Raw genomic sequence first — 20,628 nt, forward strand, 5'->3', positions numbered from 1 at the left:
GCGTGGAATGCAGCGAGGACTAGAGCTGGTAATTATCTAGGTCCACAAGAATTTCGCGCGGACTGGACCCATTTTCTGGGCCAACAATTCCAAGATCTTCTAGCTCTTCCATCACCCTTGCTGCTCGGTTGTAGCCGACACGTAATCGGCGTTGGAGCATGGATGCCGAAGCTCGCTTCGTACTCTTGAGCACATCTAAAGCTTTGGGGATCATTTCGTCTTCGTAATCCCCTGTTGGCGCTTCGCTGTCCCCTCCGTCCGAGCCTTCCTGCTCTACCGTAGTCTGTGCTTCTTCCAGAAACTGAGGCGGACCGTTCACCTTCAGGTATTCGACGATCCCATTGATTTCCTCGTCGGAAACAAAGGCACCCTGAGCGCGCACCATATTCGGTGACCCCGGAGGTGTGAAAAGCATATCCCCCTTTCCGATCAAGGCCTCAGCTCCACCTTGGTCTAGGATGGTGCGGCTATCGACCTTCGATGAAACGCGAAATGAGATCCGGCTGGGGAGATTGGCTTTAATCACCCCTGTGATGACATTTACAGAGGGACGTTGCGTCGCAATGATCAGGTGAATGCCCGCAGCACGAGCAAGCTGTGCAAGCCGAGCAATGCCCGTTTCAATGTCGGCCGGAGCTACCATCATCAAATCGGCCAACTCGTCGATGATGCAGACAATATAGGGAAGTTTTTTGTCTTCAAAATAGAACTCTGCCTGCGGTTCGCGCTGCACCTGGATATTCGCCGCAGCCGCGCGTTCCTCGGGCGTCATCTCTGCATCCATCTGAGCTGCGCGCTCCATCTCCTCTTTCTTGTTTTTAGCCAGGCGTGCATTAAAGCCGGCGATATTACGCACGCCGACTTGGGCAAACATGTGGTAACGCCGCTCCATTTCTCCCAAGAGCCATTTGAGTGCACCAGGGACCTTTTTGGGTTCAGTTACCACGGGGATCAACATGTGAGGCAGCGCATTATAGGCCTGCATTTCTACGATCTTCGGATCGACCATAATAAAACGCAGATCTTCAGGGCTATATTTGTAAAGCAACGAAGCAATGACTGCGTTGATACAGACCGTTTTGCCCGAACCCGTAGAGCCGGCAATGAGGAGGTGGGGCATTTTGGTCAGGTCCGCAACAATGGGCTTGCCACTCACTTCTTTACCCAGAGCAATGGGAATTTCTGACCTGGAGCTATTCCAGACCTTAGATTCGATGATATCTCGTAGGCAAACCGGTTGAGACTTACGGTTGGGCACCTCGACTCCCACCACTCCCTTTCCCGGAACTGGGGCCAAAATGCGCACGGCCTCGGCTCGGAGACCGAGCGCAATATTCTTGTCTAGACTCGCGATCTTCTCGACCCGAACACCTGGCGCTGGAGTCACCTCATAGCGTGTAATTACCGGACCCGTGTGAATATCTCCAAGCGTGATTTTTACCTTAAACTCGTCTAGGATCGATTTGAGATCTTGGGCCTTAGCCAAATGATCTTCACCGGTGTCGTAGTCCTCATCAGGCGGACTCATTAGGAGATCCATGGGCGGGAACTGATAATCGGCTCGACGCTCCATAACTACCTCTTCGCGTTCTACCTTCTCTGCCGCAACAATGCGTACCCTGTGATCCAAACCTTCATGATGGCCTTCATCCAGCGGAGAGACAGATTCACTTTCAACTGGCAACTCAGCTTCGCCAAAAATCGTTGCCTCAGATATTTCATCTGGCGCTCCTTCCTCCACTGTTGAGTCTTCTTCTGGATCAGCACCTGTAGAAATCGGTGGTTTTTCTTTTTCCTCAGCTGCTTTGTTTGAATTTCGCCCAAAGGGGTTCAGGGTCATCCTCCTTCTCTTTATTTCAGGCTCCGGCTGAACTTCTTCGCTCTTGGGAGGAGGCGGTGGTGGTGGCATTTTACCTCCTTTTGTGAAACGCGGTGGATGCGTCAGTAAATTTGGTTTCTTCGACGACGATACATTTTCTGGAGGGCTCAGATCCTTAACAAAATCGATTGTATCTGGAGCAGCTTTGTCTGTCACAACAGGGGTTTCCTCTATTTTCGCTTGCTCCTCAGCAGACTTCGCCTGAGCGGTCGCTTGCTTTTTACGCTCACTCTCCACTTTTTTTGCATGGCGTTGTTCTTCTCTCACCTTGCGTTTTTCCTCCTTCAAGGCGACCCGCTGAGCTTTTTTCTCTGCCTTGCGCTCATCCGTCAGGCTGAGCCATTCGGAGAATCGAGTCTGGATATGGTCGATGGACTGACTCACATTTCGGATAAACGTATACAAGAGCGCACACAAAGTGATACAGGAAAGAATCAATACACTGCCATAGGGCCCTATGATGTGCTTGAGCATATCTGAGTAAACCCAGCGCCCGATGTAGCCTCCGATGCCGTTTACCAAAAGATCTTTGCCGAATACCTGATCATAGCTGCGCCAAGCCGTTTCCTCAACCATGCTTAGCAGACCAGAGAGCGCCACAAAAGTGACGGCGAAAGATATCCAGCGGATCCATTTAAATTGATGAAATTTACGAAAAAAAAGAATCCCTGAGAACCAGATAAGATAGAGCGGAAAGAGCCAAACCGCTAGTCCGTTGATTGCATAACCCATGTAGGCGGCGTCGGCACCGATTGCACCGACCGGATTGGTTGCATCACCTCCACCAACCGCAGCTGTAGTCAGGAAACGAGTCTGATCTTCCTCGAAACCCGCAAGAGCAACCGACACGAGGATGCCGTTCATCAGGCATAATAGTGCCCAGACGGGATATGCTCGCGGGCGGCTCGGAGACTTTGTTGGTCGAGTTTTACCGATATCGCGGCGGGATTTCGCCCTCTTGGGCCTGGAAGTTCGCGGTTTCGCCATGAGAGAAAATATTATGAACGCGCAAGCAGATCCCCATGGCAAGAAAAGAGCCGCCAATTGAATGCTCCTTGCTGCGGCGAGTATCGGACAATTCAGACAACAATAAACGGATGCGGCAGGGTTCGGTGGTTGCACCGCGGCACAGTGTAGGCTTTAACCCTGTCGACGTTCTCATGAGCGAATCTTCCAATGAACACCTGATCAAGGTCCCTGACCTCCCCATTCGCCTGCCGGTGTTTGAGGGACCGCTCGATCTGTTGTTATTCCTGATCCGTCGTAATGAACTCGATATTTATGATATCCCAATTCTCCAGGTTACCGAGCAATATATGGAGATCATACGCCGCATGAAGCAGAAGGATCTGGAAGTAGCGGGTGAGTTCTTCGTGATGGCATCCACGCTGATGTATATCAAAAGCAGGATGCTGCTTCCGCGCGATGAACAAGGCGATGTAGATGATGCAGCAGAAGACGAGAGCATCGACCCCCGCTGGGAGCTGGTGCAACAACTCATTGAATATCGGAAATTCAAAGAATCAGCGGCCACATTGGACGACATGATCCATGAGGCTCAGATGATCATCGCCCGCGAAGTGCAATATGATGAGAGCGATCCAACAGAAGAGCGCCCACTGACTCAAACAGACCGGATCGCAGTCTGGGGAATGTTCAATCAAGTGTTGAAGCGGCTTTCAGAACGCATGGTCGTGGGCGAAATACATGATGAAGTCGTTACCGTTTCAGATAGAATGGAATATATTATGACTGTTCTCGAAACGCGGTCTCGATTCAATTTTACAGATCTGTTCGAACAGAAGATTACCGTATCCTATCTCATATCCACCTTTATCGCCCTTCTTGAACTCACACGACTGAATAAGATTACTATTGATCAATCGACTCCCTTTGGTGACATCGAGTGTTCGCGTCTTGAATCCGACGATCATCAACGACCGCATATAGAGTATGGAACCGACTAAACGCACGCCCCCCAACGCCCACATTCTCGGACTCGGTTTGGATAATGAAGACGGCCACAAACGTGTCACACGAGCAGACCAGTTTTCTATTGTCGGTGGAAGCGAGGAAACACACGACCGCATGACTGAGACATTGATCAAGACCGTCGAAGACCTCGATCGAAAAGGAAAGCGCGTCGGAGAGGCTTCGTCTAAAGAGATTGTTGACCTCATTCAAAAAAACACGCCAAACAAATAGCCTTTTATTCCGTTATCCCCTCATGAGCGAAGAAACTCCCTCAGAATCTACCCCTCCTAAACCTTCGATAACTCCGGCAGCAAAGCCGAAGTTTAAAGTAACGCAGTCTCCCTTTGCGCCCCGAATCCGGCACTACATAAATCCGGAAAAACCCTCAATCGATCCACGCGGAGAAAGCATCCCTAAGCCTTCGAACCAAGAAACACCCAAACCACAGGGAGTTAAACCTGTCAGTTTGGCACCCGCTGAACACAAAGTAGAACCGTCCGCAGGCAAACACATTCCGGGCGCGGCACACACGCCTCACAAACCACTTTCAGCGCCGAAGATTCGCGACGCCCAAACTGACTCAAACGATGAAAACGTGCCTGCCGAGGAGAATGACACAGACGAGAACACATTCGTCGACTTTGTCCATGTAGGCTTGCAAGGCGTCGCGGCGATTGCAGCAATTGCATTTACAGCGCTTGCAGTTATTGAATTATACCCTTTTCTTTAAAGATAATTCACAAACGCTTTATGGCAGGTAAAATCCAAGAACTCGACAATTCCTCTTTTGACGCGGCGATCGCCGGTGCAGGCCCAGTCCTTGTGGACTTCTGGGCTCCCTGGTGTGGGCCTTGTAAGGCTATCGCTCCAATCCTGGATCAACTCTCAGATGAGATGGGCGAATCCGTCTCAATCTGCAAAGTCAATGTAGACCAAGCTTCAGATATCGCTGGAAAATTTAATGTCCGCGCGATTCCAACGATGCTCATCTTCAAAAACGGAGAGGTCGTCGATCAAGTCGTCGGATTGACCAGTAAGGATGATCTAAAAGCAAAACTCACTGCCGCAGCCTAGTCTGAAAAACTCAATTCAAGAGCGCCTAAGTGTATTTGGGCGCTTTTTTTGTGCTCATTTCCTTCCTTAAAACCGGATATACCCAAAAACCCTAGCAGCATAAGACCTTCTCCTCCCACTTCTAATGAAAAACATCCTACTCATTACCTCCGACGAACTGCGCTATGACTCGCTGGGCTGTACCGGAAACCCTGATGTCAAAAGCCCACACATTGATGCTCTAGCTAAGAGTGGCGCTCAATTCGACAATCACTTTGTGCCCTTCCCCAAGTGCGTACCATCGCGTTGTGCGATGCAAACCGGCCGCTACACCCACACAGATGGGATTCGTAGCGTTATGCGCGATAACCATCTTGAAAAAGGGACTCCGACCCTCCTCGAATGCTTAAGTAGCCATGGTTATGAAACTACCGTCCTTGGCCTTAACCATGTGTGGGAAGATGACTGGTTCTATGGACCGGAGGGCCAACGAGGTGAAAAAGGCGCCGGTGTCAGCGACTACACCTCATTTACTAAAGAATACACGCAGCCGCTAGCCATGACTGGCTGCACCTACCCAGATGGAGAAGCGCGGACAGGCGCTCACATAGAAGCTTTGGCAGATGTTGATTTCGACGGTTTAGCAACAGGAAAGGTCGAACGGCATTTCTCGGATGAAAACCGTACGAATCAAGCCATTCATTACCTCGAGAATATCCGCGACCCACAAAAGCCATTTTATTTACAGCTCAATCTTTCGCGCCCCCACCCTGCTTACAAGATTCACGAACCCTATTATTCAATGTATGCGCCGGATGCTATCGAAGCATTCCCTAGTGATCTGCCGGAGGGAGCCAGCCTTCCTTTGAGAGCCATGCGCGAACACCGCTTGGGCAATGATATTCCAGAGGCCAGCCTGCGAGAAATACAAGCGGTTTACTATGGAATGATCACATGTAGCGATCAGCTCGTAGGACAGGTGATTGAGACTCTTGAAAAGCAAGGATTACGGGAGGACACGCTCATCATCTTCTGCTCGGACCACGGCGACTTCGCTGGCCAACATGGAATTAATGAAAAGTGGGACGCTGCGCTCCAGGATTGTCTCTTAAAAGTTCCATTCATCATGTCAGGTCCGGGTATTCCAGAAAACCAACGTATTTCCCACCTCACCGAGCATGTAGACCTACCTGCGACTATTCTAGAATACCTAGACCTGGATAAAGGCAGACAGGATTGGAATTGGCACGGAACATCCATGCTGCCTTGCCTCGAAGGTCAAGAAACCAAAAAAGCTGTTTTTGCCGACGGAGGCCACGAGTCTGCTATGCGTGATCGAGCACCCAGGGAGATCGACCCTTGGCAAGAGAAAGATGGCAAGCGGATCAAGAAGACAGGGGGTAAACAACTGACCTACGTGGAATGCCCCGACTCTATGGCGCGGGCAAAGATGATCCGCACTCAAGAATGGAAACTCGTGATCCGCGAAGTGGGTGGCAACGAACTATTTCACGTCGCAGAAGACCCTTACGAAATGACCAATCTCTACGGAAACCCCGAATACAAAGAGCTCACAGCTGAGCTCATGTATGAACTCATCCAGTGGACTCTCCGTACCGATACGGATCGACCGTATTTGCAAAAAATAGGCGCCTAAAGCCCTGCCAGCAATCGACGGATCTCGTCGTAGCGAGCTTCAGTTTCAGCCAGCTTATTCCGTGCTCCTTCCACAATCTGTGGAGGGGCGCTATTGACAAACTTTTCGTTGCTGAGCTTGGCTCGACCGGCGTTTACCGCTTTTTCGACTTTCTCTAGCTCTTTGTTCAGGCGGGCTTTTTCCGCTTCGACATCGATACTCGAGCTAAAATCAATATAAGCAGTAGCGAGGCTCGAAACAGCAGCGGGCAATCCGTCGGGAGCTGTTCCCACACGCTCAAGCCTCGCGGCACCAATAGCCGATAAAATTTTCGCTGAGTTTGCCTCTATATCATTAGCTGCGGTATCGTCCGCGGTAAACTGGAACTCCACGTCACGCTTCGCCGCGAGCTTATACTCAGCCTTGAGAGCACGCACTTTCGAAACGAACTCACGGATGCGTCCGATACGCTCTGCAGCGGCAGCATCGAGGTGCAATGCCTCTTGTAACACCTTAGGCTGAATCGGTCCGAAATCCTGAGCAAACTGTCCTTCGGTAGCATAACCCATCAGATGAAACAGCTCGTCAGTGATGAACGGAACAAACGGATGGATTACCAGGAGTAGCTCGCGAATCACCAAATCCTGAATTGCCAAGCATGTCGACCGGGCCTGCTCATCTTTCAAGCGGATCTTCGAGACTTCGACATACCAATCGCAGTAATCACTCCAAAAGAAATTGTATATGTGGCCTGTTGCACTGGAGATCTCATAGCGATCCATGTCGTGGTTCACCCGTTCGATCATCTGTGCCAAATTAGACAAAATCGCGTGGTCATCTGCGTCCATTTGTCCACGATCGATCTGCTCCAAGATTACCTCGCGTGTCGAATTATCGACAACGTCTCCCTGCATTTGGCGGAAACGACAAACGTTCCACAGCTTGTTACAAAAGTTTCGGCTCGGTTCGAGACGGGTTTCATCGAAACGGATGTCCTGCCCCTGCGGCGCTATCGAAACAAGCCCCAGGCGCACGCCATCTGCTCCATACTTGTCGAGCAGCTCCAGAGCATCAGGAAAATTCCCCAGACTCTTGGACATCTTACGGCCCTTAATATCGCGAATCAGACCCGTAATATAGACGTCCTTAAAAGGAATGCGCTGTCGAATTTCCTCATCAGTCAAGGTGGCCTTCTCGGGTCCAGAAAGTTCTAAAGCGCTGATGATCATTCGAGCGACCCAAAGGAAAATAATGTCAAACCCGGTAACTAAGACAGATGAGGGAAAGAACTTATCAAAGCCGCGTTCTTTCATTGCCTCAGCATCAGGCCAGCCCAGCGTTGCCATCGGCCAAAGCCAAGACGAGGCCCAGGTATCGAGGACGTCTTCCTCCTGCTCCCAATTTTCCGGATCTTCCGGGCCATCGAGGGAAACATGCTGGTTGGCCGGATCATTGCGATCGGCACCCTTGCGGTACCAAACCGGGAAACGATGCCCCCACCACAGTTGTCTACTAATGCACCAATCGCGGATATTCTTGAGCCAATGGAGGTAGGTCTTTTTCCAGCGTTCTGGGTAAATCTTAATGATATCATTTTCTACCACGCGGATCGCTTCATCGACCTTCGGATACTTCATGTACCATTGCTCAGACAGACGGGGTTCAATCGGCACATCCGCTCGCTCAGAGAATCCGACATTGTTTTCGTAGTCTTTCTTCTCAACGAGTAGCCCAAGTTCGTCCAACTTCTGAGCCGCTGCTTTGCGCGCTTTGAAGCGATCCAGCCCAGCAAACTCCCCCCCGCACTCATTGACTGTCCCATCAGGATTGAGGACGTCGATCGCCGGCAAACCTGTGCGTTCTCCGATCTCCCAGTCCACGACATCGTGAGCCGGCGTAACCTTCAGTACACCGGTGCCAAATTCGCGATCGACCGCTTCGTCACCGACGATGGGAATCGCCGCGCGCGGGAAAGGCCGCCAGACCTCTTTGCCAATCAAGTGCTTGTAGCGCTCGTCTTCGGGATGAACGGCAACCCCTGTGTCGCCCATGATCGTTTCTGGACGTGTCGTCGCTATTTCAAGGTATTGGCCTGGCGCGTCGACTAGCTCGTAACGCATTTTGTAGAGAAAGCTCTTCTGCGGTTTCATGATGACCTCTTCATCTGAAAGCGCAGTCTGAGTGACTGGACACCAATTTACCATGCGCTGCCCGCGATAGACATAGCCACGTTTGTGCATCTCGACAAATGCTGTCAGGACCGAGCGTGAATAATCTTCATCTAGCGTGTGGACTGTGCGGTCCCAATCACAGGAAGCTCCAAGAACGCGCAGCTGCTTGAGGATAATGCCTCCATGCTCATCCCGCCATGCCTCAGCTCGCTTGACGAAACCCTCACGGCCTAAATCATGCCGCGTTTTACCCTCATCTCGGAGTGCCTTCTCAACTTTGCTTTGAGTCGCGATACCAGCGTGGTCTGTTCCCGGCATCCACAGGGCGCTTTTACCCTGCTGCCGCGCGCGGCGCACTAAAATATCCTGAATAGTGTTATTGAGTAAGTGACCCATATGGAGCACACCGGTGACATTCGGTGGCGGGATCATTATCGCGTATGCGTCTTTATTCTCGCTGGGCACTGCGGCAAAAGCCTTGGCGTCTTGCCATGCCTCATACCAGCGCCTCTCTACCTCACGGTGCTCATATGCTTTGGGTATCGTGCTCATTGCTCGTCTTAGAAAAAGCCGCGAAGCCAATAACAAGAGTCCGGCGGCGGCAACGGCGAAGTTTATTAGAACTCAGAAACGGCTGGGACAAACATCCCCACAGGCGGCGGGAATAGCTCTACAAGATTCCCGTCGAAACCCCAAACACTACTTTAATAAATTTAATACCCTTCCTCGTTTTACTACAGCTTTCTTGCGATATCGGGGTTTACCCGTCAACGTCACAAAATCCATGGAAAACGAAGCCCCGGACCCCCGCACCTCAAACCGCAAGCCCAAGTGGCTGCGGGCCAAGCTCCCCACGAGCCCGGCCTACCACGAGGTGCGCAATCTCGTGGAGGACAACAAGCTCCACACCGTCTGTCAATCTGCACAATGTCCCAATATGGGTGAGTGTTGGTCCCGGGGCACCGCGACGGTCATGATTTTGGGCAACGTGTGCACCCGTGCTTGTGCATTTTGCGCCATTCAGACGGGACGTCCGACAGAGTTAGACCTTGGCGAACCCGCTCGTGTGGCGGTGGCGGTCAAAAAAATGGGCCTCAAGCATTGCGTTATTACATCCGTGGCACGCGATGATTTGAAAGACGGCGGGGCCTCGGTTTGGGCGGCGACGATTCGCGCGATCAAACACATGAATCCCGGCACAGCAGTTGAGGTCCTCACAGCAGACTTCCGCGGAGTCGCTGAACACCTCGATGTAGTCCTCGACGCCAACCCAGATATTTTTAACCACAATCTGGAAACAGTCGAACGCCTTCAACGCCCGATCCGAAAGACTGCACGCTACGAACGCTCCTTATGGGTATTGAAACATGCTAGTGATCGAGGACACGTGACAAAATCCGGAATCATGCTCGGCATCGGTGAGCGTGAGGAAGAAATTTATCAGGTCCTCAAGGATATCCGGGCTGCCGGTGTTAAGATCCTGACAATCGGCCAATACCTCCAACCCTCGGAAAAACACTCACCCATCGATCGCTGGGTCACACCGGAAGAATTTGAACACTGGAAAAAAGTGTCCCTTGATGAATTGGGCTACGACGTGTGCGAGTCCGGGCCGCTCGTGCGCTCATCTTACCACGCTGAGGAGCAATCGGCGCGCTATGCTCCGACTCCTGCGGCTTCAGCTTAGTTTTTGAGCAACGTCTTTTTCGGGTCCGGGTCAGATCCGCGGACCACATCAACGCAGCCTGTCACTCTTGCCATGAAATTATTCCACGCCCTCCTACTCAGCTCGTCACTCGCGATCAGCTCACTCTTCGCCGACGAAACGCAACCCGAACAAATCGTTTGGGACCTGAGTTCTCTATTCGATACCGTCGAAGACTGGGAATCCGCGCTAAACAAGGTAGAGACTGAAATGCCTGCACTGGCTAATTATGAAGGCAAACTCGGTGACAGCGCCCAGTCCCTGTTGTCAGCATTGAAGCTGCAATCCAACCTATTTCGCCAGCTTGTTCACGTCTACGCTTACGCCGCGCTGAACGCCGATGAAGACATCCGCGAATCAGAGCCCCAGGCAAGAAAGCAGCGTGTCTTGAACACCTACAACAACCTCATACAGGCCAGTTCGTGGATGGAGCCAGAGATCGTAAGTATTGGCAGCAAGGTTATCGAGGGCTTCATCGCGGATGAACCTGCACTCGAGCCATTCGACTTCAGCCTACGCAATTCTCTACGTATGGAAGCGCACACGCTCACCCCGGAAGCCGAGCGAGTAATGGCCGCCGCCAGCCAACTGACTAGCCAGCCTTCGTCCACATACAGTATTTTGGCAAATGCAGACGTAGACTGGCCAACAGTAACACTTAGTAACGGCACGGAGGCCTTTCTCAACCAAGCAGGCTATACCAAACATCGCGCTGCGCAAAACCGCCTCGACCGCAAGCTAGTCTTCGATGCCTTCTGGGGAACATTTCAAAAATATAAGCGCACTATGGGGCAAACGCTGCTCTCCGAGGTCCAAGCAAACGTCTTCCAGTCACGCATGCGCAATTACGAAAACATCCTCGATTGGGCGCTCGCAGACGACAATTTACCTGAGGATGTATACCGTTCACTCGTGAAGGTAACCAATGAGTCTCTTCCCTCGCTCCACCGGTATTTCAAGCTGCGTGGGCGCATGCTTGGAGTCGAGGATCTGAGTTACTACGACATTTATCCGGAGCTGGTGACCAGTGACATGAGCTTCAGCTATCAAGACTCGATCGATTTGAGTATCGAGAGCACCCAAATTCTAGGGGAGGATTACAACACTAAGCTGGCCACCTATTCTCAGTCGGGCCATGTCCACGTCTACCCTTCTAAGGGTAAACGTTCCGGTGCCTATATGTCCGGTTTCGCTTATGATGTGGATCCATACATGTTGCTCAACCATAACGACGACTACAACTCGATGAGCACCTATGCCCACGAGATTGGTCACGCACTCCACACAATACTGAGCAAGGAAAACCAGCCATTTGAGAAGGCGAGCTACTCCACCTTCGTTGCAGAGACAGCCGCTATCGCCAATGAACTCCTCGTCCATGATCTCCTTTTGGAACAAGCTGATTCCGATGAGGAAAAACTTTTTATTTTGGGCAATGCCCTCGAGCAACTCCGTGGCACCTTCTTCCGCCAGACCATGTTCGCCGAATTCGAACTGGCGATTCATGAAGAGGTCGAACAAGGGCACCCGCTTACAGGTGACCGCCTAACTGAGATTTACGGCGATCTCCTCCGCCGCTATCATGGACACGACGAGGGAGTGTTAAACATCGATGAAGCCTACTGCGTTGAATGGGCCTATATCCCCCACTTCTATTACGACTTCTACGTTTACCAATACTCTACCTCTATCTCTGCAGCCGCTTATTTCGTGGAACAGATCAAGACCGGAGGTGAGGCTGCCTTGGAAAAATATCTCGCAGTGCTCAAGGCAGGCGGCTCCGACTACCCCCATGATATTTTCATGAAAGCCGGCTTGGATATGACTCAGGAAGCGCCCTATCGGGCTCTTATCCGACGGATGGATGAAATCATGGACCAAATCGAAGCGATTCTGGATAAAGACCCCATCCGCTATTCAGGCGAAGCGAGTTCCTGAATCTCAGCACGTTGTGAATAATGCCACAGCTGCTTGAAAAGCGTTTTCCTCAATCTCCCAAAAGCTGCTCCATCTTTTCGACCGACTTGTGCAGATCGGTTGAGGCATGCTTAAGCTTGTCAGCCAAATCCGTATTACGCCTGGCAATACTCGCGCCCTCGTGAGCACTTGCGTCAACATTGTTTGTCATGGTATTTAGCTCGGATATCTCCTCCGTCTGCCGCCGAGCACGCTCGGATATTTGGTTCAACAAATCACGCGTGTCGCGCGCCCCCCCTACAATACTCTCGAAGTCTTTGAGCACCTCGTGACACATATCCTCACCGCGGCGGCTCTTCTCGATCGAGTCTTCAATTTTAGCAGTCGTCTCTTTGGCGGCAGCAGCACTGCGCAAGGCTAAACTCCGAACTTCATCTGCGACCACAGCAAACCCCTGACCTGCCTCACCGGCACGGGCTGCTTCGACGGCCGCGTTGAGAGCGAGTAGGTTCGTCTGGAATGCAATTTCATCAATGGTCGTGATGATTTTTCCAATACTGTCGCTCGCTTCCCGTATCGCGTTCATTGCCTCAGACATGCGGTTCATATTTGTCGAGCCCATCTCGGCGACACGAAGGGTATCGTCCGAAGTCTTCTGAGCGCGCTCTACATTTCCTGTAGTTTCTCGCGTATGCCCGAGCAAGCCATCCAGCGTCTTGCGGGCATGCTCAAACGTATCCACCTGTTCCTTAGAATTTTTGTTCAGTCGATGACTGCTGTCTGCTACCTCAACGCTATAACCCAAAAGCTCACCGGAACTTTTTGTAAGCCCTCGGCCCAGCCTGGCAAACTGGCCCAAAATATTTCTCTGCAAAAAACCGGCTGCAAGCCAAACGAACAAAGCTACAATGAGCAGGGTAATCCCAATATTTATCAAAAATCCTAAAAATTCTGCTGCTAGTAATGACTTCAGCTCCGACAATTCTTTATCCGCTTGGACGATCCCAATGACCTCACCTTTTCGGTCATAGAGGGGAGCAGCTGCCGAAAGCCAGTCACCGTGTTTATCAGAATAGAGCTCACTTGCATTTGCCTCTCCCTCGAACGCTTTGAGCATGTGCGCTGGCGCTGGCAACCGGTTTCCAATAAATGGTTCGCTGGGAGTCATCACGACAAACTCCACCTCACCACTCTCCTCGAAATCATCCGTTTTTCGCATTGTATAGAGTGGTGATTGCAATCCAAAAGCCGCTTCCATAGCCCGCAATTCTTCACGTATTGCGTGAAAAGCATCGTGCCCCGCAGTCACCTCGGTAACCGAGCCTTCGATTGCGGCATGACTGTCTCCATCGACACAGCGAGATACGGCTTGAGCAATCCCAAGCAGCCGACTCTGCGAACGTTCAATCGTCGTCTCCTTAATCCCGAAAAAGCTCCGAACCGAGGTGATGCCTGCCGTCAGCACGACCACACACACAGCGAAGACTAAGATCTTTTGTTTAAAGGAGAATTGCATTCATCCCCAAACGTCGATTCGGGAAGGAAAAAATTGAGATGAAATTATCAGCGCATGTTTCCCCGTTCTCGTCAACGTGGCTTCACCGCAGAGACGAGCACATAATCATCAAGGCCGAGTAATTGCCCCCAACGCTCCGCGCCGCGACACGTATCGATATCCTCCTCGCTAAGTATCACGCGGGCACTCTCTCTTGTTTCGCCCATCATGAAACGACCCTCGGTGTAAGCATACATACCAGGATACACGTAATGCGCGATCGACTCACTGACGACGTCATCAAATCCCAAGCGTAGAAGCCGGGCCACGTATTCTCCGATGTCATACATATTCGCGTCCGGTATAGAAAAACGCCGACGCTTCATTTTTTGTCTCAATCTGTTAGTCTTCGATCCAGGTAGAGGTAGCATATCGGCCACAGCTAGCCGCCCACCAGGCTTCAACACACGCCATGCCTCTTCCAAGAACTTCTGTCGTGTGTTGAAGTGAAATGCACTCTCCAAAGCTACAACTCGATCCACCGAAGCATCATCTATCGGAAGCTCTGTTGCCGAAGCCAGGCGAAGATCTACCCGGCTCTCCAAGCCGTGGGCAGCAATCCGCATGCGGCCATGCTTCACATGCAGCGGAGTCACATTCACGCCATAGATCTTTTCGAAATCATACTCCCTTGCCCAGAGCAAGTCTTGCTCACCGTAACCAAAACCCGCATCGAGTATAACGCTATCCACCTCAAACTGGGCCCATTCTGCAAGCTTTCGGGCGAGGGCTGTGCAAGCCTCGGGATAGGTGTGCGCGTCTTTCCAATATCCAAGATTCAGCCACAAGTCTTTTTGCCTAGAATTAAATCCCTCGTCCAGACCCTCCAATACATCATCGCCGAGGAGCTTATAATAAGCCGAGGCATCGGTCTTGAGCGCCAAAGAGATATCTTGGACAGTACGTCGTAATTTTTCTAACGGCTTCATAGAATTTAAAAACGTGTCTCCCCAAAAAGTTAATGATAGCGCGTTTGGCTATCAAAAAAGAGCTCTGCCGTCACAACGCGACACCTCAATTCTTTTCCGCTTTGTGTGCGCGCCACCAGCTATAAATGCCATAGAGGATCAGAAACTCGTAAATAATCATGAGCAGGCATGTCCACATCAAGCCCTTTTGCCAGTACATCCAAGCAGCAACTGCGTCGACGACGAGCCAATAAAACCAATTTTCATAAACGCGCCGAGCCGTCAGAAAAGTCGCAAACAAGGCAAACAGTGTGGTGAACGAATCGAGGTAAGGCATCTCAGCTTCCGTCCATCCGTCCAAATAAAACCCACAGCCCAGCACCAACACACCCAAGCAGATGATTGCAAACAGGTGTTGCCATAACTTTAAGAAAGTCACCTTAAAGACGATTTCTTCGTCTTCGTTTCCACTCCAAACCCGCCAGCCATAGACTGCCATAGCGACATAGTAGGCATTCAGCCAGGCATCCATGTAGAATTTTGCTCCGACAAATAGATAGATATAAATCGCACTACCGATCCCTCCCGCGATCCAACACAAACGTATCTTAGCCGTCGCAAGTATGAGATATAGTAGGCTCAGCACAAAGGCCAAAGCCTCCAGCCAGCTGGTGATAAATAGTTCCCTAAGTATGTCTTCCACTTACAGCTAGAATTGAGGACTGACAGTGCATCAATGCAAGGCTGGTTATAGGCACGAGCCCTTTGATGTCAGGACGCCCTCTCATGCATGGACAAATCGACTTTGAGCACTTTACTCCTGATTCATGTCGAAAATGGGATTTATCGGAGCTGGGCGCATGGCAGAGGCAATGATCATGGGCCTCCTCTCCCAAGATGCTTCTTCTAGCGCTAACCTGGGCTGCTCCAGCGGCTCGGGTGCGACAGCACGCACGCTCAGCGAACGCACGGGTATTCGATATTACCCTACCACACTTGAGCTCGCGGATGATTGCGATGTCTGGGTTTTGGCTCATAAGCCTTTTCAATTGGTGGACCTACCCCATGAACTCACTGAGTTATCTCGCGGAAAACTCATCGTTTCTGTGCTTGCTGGAATACTCCTGAGTGATCTCTCAAAGAAGTTCCCCCATGCGCGGAATATTGTCCGAGCGATGCCAAACACCCCGGCACAAATTGGAGCGGGCCTTACCGGGTATACATTCTTTTCTGAGCCTCTCGACTCGGATGCAGCACAGATTACCACCCTATTGGCTGCATCAGGTAAAGCATTGAAAATCCAAGAATCCGATATGGACGCCCTCACTGCAATCAGTGGATCCGGGGTCGCATACATTTTCGATTGGGCACAAGCGATGATCGATGCAGGGGTAGCCCAAGGCTTGTCTCATGGGGTATCGACTGAGCTTGTTCTTTCGACCTTCTCAGGAGCCTCTGCCCTGATGGAGGCCTCGCCCACACAGTCACCAGGTGCATTACGCGACGCAGTCGTGTCCAAAGGCGGCACCACCGAAGCTGCCCTGAAGGTATTTGCAGAACAGAAGACTGCCCAAACTATCAAAGTCGCTGTCCAAGCTGCCGCAAATCGCTCACGTGCACTCTCTAGAGGTGATGAATAAATCAGATCTGCTCGAGCAACTCATCGAGGCCATTGAAGGGGAACTCTCACAGAACGAAGGCGCGGCCCGTGAAGCTTCAGAATATGCTACACATGAGGAGGCAAAAGCCACCAGCAAATGGGATACACAGGGCCTGGAAGCGTCTTACCTCGCACAAGGCCAAGCCAACCACGCACGCGAACTCCGCGACGCTATTGCCCGGCTACACACGTTAAAAAATCAAGGCACCTCAGCTACCATGCATATCAGTGAGGGCAGCTTGGTCACCCTCGATATAAATGGCGAAATCGGCTATTATTTTCTTGTGCCAGTAGGGGGTGGACACGAGCTAGAGTATGGAGGCAAGGCGATCGATGCCTTAACTCCTCAATCCCCCTTAGGCCGTCAGATGATGGGTAAGCACACCGGGGGGGCGGTAGTTTTTCCCAATGGGTCGCAAGCTCGGATCACTGATTGGAGCTGATCGGCTCTGGTCATTACCACCGATCTATTATGTGAAAAGCTACTCGCCCTTACGGGATTGCAATTTCTGGTAATCTACGATGCCTAAACGATGATGGATGCGCTGATTAATCTGCTCCTACCAGCCGGAATCGCTGGCTATCTGCTTTATCTCTGGCAAGCAGATCTTGCCGCTCAGCGCGCGGGTAGCCCAGAGACCAATCCGATACCCGGTGCCACACCTTCTACCCTCGCCGCCTGCGTCATCGGTGCTATGGGAGCTTTGATCATACTTGCCGTCGAAACTGGCGGTGAGATCGCCCTAGGGATCGCCTCCGAGCAGAAGACGATCACAATCCTCTTCATTATTCCGATGCTTGCGGCAGCGATTTATGAGGAGGTAATTTTTCGTGGCTTTCTTGTGGTCCGCAACCGAGGGCGTGCTGCCCTAGTCGCGAGCATTTTTGGGTTCTCCCTCATTTTCGGCCTACTGCACGATTTCCTTTGGAGCTACACCATCCCAGAGGATGCCGAGAGCTGGGAGTTTTGGAAAGCGTCCCTTGAACTGAATCTCAGCCTTAAAGGCTGGTTTAGCTTCACTCTCGTTTTACTTAATAGCTTTTGGTTTTACGCTGTGCGCTTCCTACCTCAGAACCCCGAGCGTTCGCTGCTACCCTGCTTCATCGCTCACGCAGTCAGCAATCTCGGGGTGTATGTGGTTAAAGCCAGCCAGGGCTTTGTGGAGGGTTGGCTGTGATTCGGTTGTATGACCGCTACATCTTCAGCCGTTGGCTAAGGGCGTTCCTTATTACATTCGGAGTAGTCAGCCTTCTCCTACTCATGGAACGGATGTATGACGATTTGTGGGATCTTGTGAATTATGGAGCATCCTTTCGAGAAGGTATGCTCTACTTCCTCTGGATCATGCCACATTGGGTGCCGATACTCATGCCAGCCGCAGTCCTTGTCTCTTCGCTTTTGATACTCATCCAGATGCATTCAAAGAGAGAAATTGTCGCTTTGCGCGCGGCGGGGGTGAGGACTTTTAAAATCACTCGGTCACTCTGGGCTGCGGGTATTTTGTGTGCTGGGGGCCTTTTCCTACTCAACGGCTGGGTGATTCCATCTTCTGTCGATGCGGCCAACCTTCTTTTGCGTAATATAGAGTTCCGCGCTGCGGAATCCGCCGGGGACAAGCCTCAGGACATAGGAACAGTCGATCAGCTAGCCTTTGCGAATGAACTCGGCGGTCGCCTTTGGTTTTTTGACCAGTTTAATACGCGTTCTTATACCGCTCAAGGAGCTCATATTTACTTAACGAATACAGAACGCCAGTTGATTGCGCACACCGAAGCACGCGAGGCGTTTTTTGACGATAGCACCAAAACGTGGACCTTCATAGACGGGAGTACGCTGTATTACGGTGAGCGCGGAGAAACGTCCGGCATGCGCATCGAGACGTTTGACACATGGATTCCCCAAAATTTCAGAGAAGATCCGGAGACCATGCTCGCACTGAGTCGCCGTCCAAAGGATCTTTCCTTTAAGGCGTTGCGGCGTCTTCTCGCCACTGAAGAACTGAAGAGCAGCCCCGCACTGGCACCGTTCCGTGCACGCATGCAGCAAGTCTGGGTGTCACCGGTCATGATCTTAGTGGTAATCGGACTGGCTATCCCTTTTGCACTGCGCGGGATACGGACCAATCCGATGGTGGGTGTCTCTCAAGCGATCTTTGTCTTTTTCTTTTATTATATGCTTATCAACGCATTCACGGTTTTGGGCGCACGTGAGGTCATGACTGCCCAACACTCTGCGTGGGCACCTCACGGACTCATGGCCTTGGTGGCCCTTTTCTTAAATATCCGACGTGTCTAATTCCGAACTTCTCCAGAGCCCTGGCCACAAACTCAAACTGAAGGGCCGCCAACGCCATGCAGCTTCACAAGGCCATCCTTGGGTATACGCTAACGAGTTAGAGGCCCCACCGAGCACGCTTCAGGCAGGTCAAAGTTGTGCCCTGCACGACAGTCGCGATCGATTCATTGGATATGGCTTGGTCAATCCAAAATCCAACATCATCTGGAGGCGCTACTCCTCGCATAAAACAGAGTCCACATTAGGCGCTCAAGAGCTTCAAAGAGCTCTTGCAAAGTCAATCGATCTTCGAAGTGAAGAGACATTCTGCCGACTCGTCTGGTCAGATGCAGACTTTCTTCCAGGCCTCATTATTGATCGCTTTGGTGATGTAGCTGTAATCCAGTCAGTCACCGCTGCCATGGATGCACGACTCGATATCGTGGCTGCTATCTTGAACGAGTTACTCGGCTTGAAAGAAATCGTCTTTCGTTGCGACGCTCCCATTCGCAGCCACGAAGGCGTAGATAAGTTTGTCCGTACCTATTCTGGCAGACCCCTAGAACCGGCGTGGTATGAGATCGATGGCTTTCAATATCTCCTCGATCTTCAGGACGGACAAAAGACAGGATTTTATCTGGATCAACGTCCACAACATAAAAGAGTTGGGGTATTGGCTTCGGGCAAACGTGTGCTTGATATGTGCTGTAATCAAGGAGCCTTTGCAATGCACTGCGCTCAAGCGGGTGCCACCGAAGCCCGGGCTGTCGACATCTCGGAAGCGTGCATTACCGCCACACGAAAAAATGCCGAAAACAATGGCCTCCCCATTGAAACAGTCACAGCAAATGCCTTTGACTACTTTAGCGAACATAAAGGAGACAGCTGGGACGTTATCATCTTAGATCCACCCAGCTTTGCGCGTAATCGAAAAGCAGTTAATGGCGCCCTGAAAGGCTATAAAGAACTCAACCTACGCGCTATTCAATCCCTGGAGCCCGGTGGCATTTTGGCGACCTACTGCTGTTCACACCATGTTAGCCAAAGCGACTTCCTTAGAACCATCTCCGAAGCTGCTGCTGACGCGCGACGTTCTATACGCGTTCTCGAAGTCGCGGGACAGCCTGCAGATCACCCGATCCTCCTAAACTTTCCTGAAAGCCAATATTTGAAAGGTTTTATTCTCCAGCGAATTTAGTTGATTTAGCGACCACTCAATACTGCCTTGAAATCTTGGGAAATTTACCCTGTCCTCCAAAAGTCCCCCTCTATGAACGAGACTCATGCCATAGTCTTCTTTCTAAAATTCCCTGAACCTGGAAAGGTGAAGACGCGTTTAGCGGCCGCTGTGGGATCCGAACATGCGATGATGATTTATCGCTGGATGGTGGAGACTTCTTGGGAGAATGCCGAGGGGCCCTGGCAACGTTTGCTCAGTGTAGCCCCGGCAGATAAGACCGAAGAGTTCAATCAATGGCTCACTCCTGATTTCCCTGCCTTTGCTCAGGTGGAAGGTGATCTCGGTAAGCGAATCGATAACACCGTGAACATGCTTTTTGATCGGGGTTTCAGTAAAGTACTCTGCGTCGGCGGAGATTGCCCCACCTTAGACCGGGAGCTTTATGCGGAAGCATTCCGAAAACTCGATATTTTTGATGTGTGTCTCTCCCCAGCAACGGACGGCGGCTACGTCATGATTGGCATGAACCAGCCGCAGCCTGATCTATTTAATCGGATCGAATGGAGTACTGAATACGTAATGGAGCAGACTCTCGAAGCAGCTGGCCAAACAGGGTTGAGCGTAGGAACGACCCGTGCCTTTAGCGACGTCGATACAATTGAAGACTACGAATTGCTTCGAGGACAAATGGTAATACCCTCTGGCGCGTAAACAA

General features: G+C 51.3%; 18 protein-coding genes. 13 read left to right on the plus strand and 5 right to left on the minus strand.

Annotated elements, in window-relative coordinates; all coding sequences use genetic code 11:
* Positions 1 to 19: 19 nt before the first annotated feature.
* Positions 20 to 2,866 (minus strand): DNA translocase FtsK, encoded by a 2,847-nt coding sequence (locus HRU10_05680; GenBank protein ID NRA26724.1) that lies wholly within the window; start codon positions 2,864 to 2,866, stop codon positions 20 to 22.
* Positions 2,867 to 3,039: 173 nt separating this feature from the next.
* On the opposite strand from HRU10_05680, the gene HRU10_05685 reads away from it, so the two are divergent.
* The 5 genes from HRU10_05685 to HRU10_05705 all read left to right on the plus strand — a co-directional run bounded on the left by HRU10_05685 (position 3,040) and on the right by HRU10_05705 (position 6,563).
* The gene (locus HRU10_05685) at positions 3,040 to 3,846 is read left to right on the plus strand and encodes a segregation/condensation protein A (protein ID NRA26725.1); all 807 of its coding nucleotides are present in this window, start codon (positions 3,040 to 3,042) and stop codon (positions 3,844 to 3,846) included.
* Positions 3,833 to 4,084 carry a hypothetical protein gene (locus tag HRU10_05690; GenBank protein ID NRA26726.1) on the plus strand — a complete coding sequence of 84 codons (252 nt, stop codon included), beginning with the start codon at positions 3,833 to 3,835 and terminating at the stop codon, positions 4,082 to 4,084. Before HRU10_05685 ends, HRU10_05690 begins: the two co-directional genes overlap by 14 nt.
* A gap of 22 nt (positions 4,085 to 4,106) precedes the next feature.
* The gene (locus tag HRU10_05695; protein ID NRA26727.1) at positions 4,107 to 4,583 is read left to right on the plus strand and encodes a hypothetical protein; all 477 of its coding nucleotides are present in this window, start codon (positions 4,107 to 4,109) and stop codon (positions 4,581 to 4,583) included.
* Between the two features lie 20 nt (positions 4,584 to 4,603).
* The gene (gene trxA, locus HRU10_05700; GenBank protein ID NRA26728.1) at positions 4,604 to 4,927 is read left to right on the plus strand and encodes a thioredoxin; all 324 of its coding nucleotides are present in this window, start codon (positions 4,604 to 4,606) and stop codon (positions 4,925 to 4,927) included.
* A gap of 124 nt (positions 4,928 to 5,051) precedes the next feature.
* The gene (locus tag HRU10_05705) at positions 5,052 to 6,563 is read left to right on the plus strand and encodes a sulfatase-like hydrolase/transferase (GenBank protein ID NRA26729.1); all 1,512 of its coding nucleotides are present in this window, start codon (positions 5,052 to 5,054) and stop codon (positions 6,561 to 6,563) included.
* Here the strand turns inward: HRU10_05705 and HRU10_05710 are convergent.
* Positions 6,560 to 9,265, minus strand: coding sequence for a valine--tRNA ligase (locus HRU10_05710; protein NRA26730.1), 2,706 nt, complete (start codon positions 9,263 to 9,265; stop codon positions 6,560 to 6,562). The genes HRU10_05705 and HRU10_05710 overlap by 4 nt on opposite strands.
* A 232-nt stretch (positions 9,266 to 9,497) precedes the next feature.
* Here HRU10_05710 and lipA point away from each other — a divergent pair, with 232 nt between their 5' ends.
* The gene (gene lipA, locus HRU10_05715) at positions 9,498 to 10,400 is read left to right on the plus strand and encodes a lipoyl synthase (GenBank protein ID NRA26731.1); all 903 of its coding nucleotides are present in this window, start codon (positions 9,498 to 9,500) and stop codon (positions 10,398 to 10,400) included.
* 72 nt (positions 10,401 to 10,472) lie between these two features.
* On the plus strand, positions 10,473 to 12,356 hold the full coding sequence (pepF, locus tag HRU10_05720) for an oligoendopeptidase F (GenBank protein ID NRA26732.1): 1,884 nt from the start codon (positions 10,473 to 10,475) through the stop codon (positions 12,354 to 12,356).
* A 49-nt stretch (positions 12,357 to 12,405) separates the two neighbouring features.
* Here pepF and HRU10_05725 read toward each other — a convergent pair whose 3' ends face one another.
* The 3 genes from HRU10_05725 to HRU10_05735 form a co-directional block, all read right to left on the minus strand.
* Positions 12,406 to 13,593, minus strand: coding sequence for a hypothetical protein (locus HRU10_05725; protein ID NRA26733.1), 1,188 nt, complete (start codon positions 13,591 to 13,593; stop codon positions 12,406 to 12,408).
* A 329-nt stretch (positions 13,594 to 13,922) separates the two neighbouring features.
* Positions 13,923 to 14,819, minus strand: a complete 897-nt coding sequence (locus HRU10_05730; GenBank protein ID NRA26734.1) for a methyltransferase domain-containing protein — start codon at positions 14,817 to 14,819, stop codon at positions 13,923 to 13,925.
* Between the two features lie 85 nt (positions 14,820 to 14,904).
* Positions 14,905 to 15,501, minus strand: a complete 597-nt coding sequence (locus tag HRU10_05735) for a nicotinamide mononucleotide transporter (GenBank protein ID NRA26735.1) — start codon at positions 15,499 to 15,501, stop codon at positions 14,905 to 14,907.
* A 133-nt stretch (positions 15,502 to 15,634) separates the two neighbouring features.
* Between HRU10_05735 and proC the strand changes: the two genes are divergently transcribed.
* The 6 genes from proC (at position 15,635) to HRU10_05765 (ending at position 20,624) form a co-directional block, all read left to right on the plus strand.
* On the plus strand, positions 15,635 to 16,438 hold the full coding sequence (gene proC / locus HRU10_05740; GenBank protein ID NRA26736.1) for a pyrroline-5-carboxylate reductase: 804 nt from the start codon (positions 15,635 to 15,637) through the stop codon (positions 16,436 to 16,438).
* The gene (locus tag HRU10_05745; protein NRA26737.1) at positions 16,431 to 16,901 is read left to right on the plus strand and encodes a transcription elongation factor GreAB; all 471 of its coding nucleotides are present in this window, start codon (positions 16,431 to 16,433) and stop codon (positions 16,899 to 16,901) included. Before proC ends, HRU10_05745 begins: the two co-directional genes overlap by 8 nt.
* Before the next feature lie 90 nt (positions 16,902 to 16,991).
* Positions 16,992 to 17,636 carry a CPBP family intramembrane metalloprotease gene (locus tag HRU10_05750; GenBank protein NRA26738.1) on the plus strand — a complete coding sequence of 215 codons (645 nt, stop codon included), beginning with the start codon at positions 16,992 to 16,994 and terminating at the stop codon, positions 17,634 to 17,636.
* Positions 17,633 to 18,754 (plus strand): YjgP/YjgQ family permease, encoded by a 1,122-nt coding sequence (locus tag HRU10_05755; GenBank protein ID NRA26739.1) that lies wholly within the window; start codon positions 17,633 to 17,635, stop codon positions 18,752 to 18,754. The genes HRU10_05750 and HRU10_05755 overlap by 4 nt, the downstream gene beginning before the upstream one ends.
* The gene (locus tag HRU10_05760) at positions 18,747 to 19,931 is read left to right on the plus strand and encodes a class I SAM-dependent rRNA methyltransferase (GenBank protein NRA26740.1); all 1,185 of its coding nucleotides are present in this window, start codon (positions 18,747 to 18,749) and stop codon (positions 19,929 to 19,931) included. The genes HRU10_05755 and HRU10_05760 overlap by 8 nt, the downstream gene beginning before the upstream one ends.
* 72 nt (positions 19,932 to 20,003) lie before the next feature.
* Positions 20,004 to 20,624, plus strand: coding sequence for a glycosyltransferase (locus HRU10_05765; protein ID NRA26741.1), 621 nt, complete (start codon positions 20,004 to 20,006; stop codon positions 20,622 to 20,624).
* Positions 20,625 to 20,628: the final 4 nt, after the last annotated feature.

Source organism: Opitutales bacterium (assembly GCA_013215165.1).
Taxonomy (GTDB): Bacteria; Verrucomicrobiota; Verrucomicrobiia; order Opitutales; family JABSRG01; genus JABSRG01.

Coding starts and splice junctions, on each gene's coding strand:
- HRU10_05680 (NRA26724.1), bottom strand. CDS start 2,866: ATGGCGAAACCGCGAACTTCCAGGCCCAAGAGGGCGAAATCCCGCCGC.
- HRU10_05685 (NRA26725.1), top strand. CDS start 3,040: ATGAGCGAATCTTCCAATGAACACCTGATCAAGGTCCCTGACCTCCCC.
- HRU10_05690 (NRA26726.1), top strand. CDS start 3,833: ATGGAACCGACTAAACGCACGCCCCCCAACGCCCACATTCTCGGACTC.
- HRU10_05695 (NRA26727.1), top strand. CDS start 4,107: ATGAGCGAAGAAACTCCCTCAGAATCTACCCCTCCTAAACCTTCGATA.
- trxA (NRA26728.1), top strand. CDS start 4,604: ATGGCAGGTAAAATCCAAGAACTCGACAATTCCTCTTTTGACGCGGCG.
- HRU10_05705 (NRA26729.1), top strand. CDS start 5,052: ATGAAAAACATCCTACTCATTACCTCCGACGAACTGCGCTATGACTCG.
- HRU10_05710 (NRA26730.1), bottom strand. CDS start 9,265: ATGAGCACGATACCCAAAGCATATGAGCACCGTGAGGTAGAGAGGCGC.
- lipA (NRA26731.1), top strand. CDS start 9,498: ATGGAAAACGAAGCCCCGGACCCCCGCACCTCAAACCGCAAGCCCAAG.
- pepF (NRA26732.1), top strand. CDS start 10,473: ATGAAATTATTCCACGCCCTCCTACTCAGCTCGTCACTCGCGATCAGC.
- HRU10_05725 (NRA26733.1), bottom strand. CDS start 13,593: ATGGAAGCGGCTTTTGGATTGCAATCACCACTCTATACAATGCGAAAA.
- HRU10_05730 (NRA26734.1), bottom strand. CDS start 14,819: ATGAAGCCGTTAGAAAAATTACGACGTACTGTCCAAGATATCTCTTTG.
- proC (NRA26736.1), top strand. CDS start 15,635: ATGGGATTTATCGGAGCTGGGCGCATGGCAGAGGCAATGATCATGGGC.
- HRU10_05745 (NRA26737.1), top strand. CDS start 16,431: ATGAATAAATCAGATCTGCTCGAGCAACTCATCGAGGCCATTGAAGGG.
- HRU10_05750 (NRA26738.1), top strand. CDS start 16,992: ATGATGGATGCGCTGATTAATCTGCTCCTACCAGCCGGAATCGCTGGC.
- HRU10_05765 (NRA26741.1), top strand. CDS start 20,004: ATGAACGAGACTCATGCCATAGTCTTCTTTCTAAAATTCCCTGAACCT.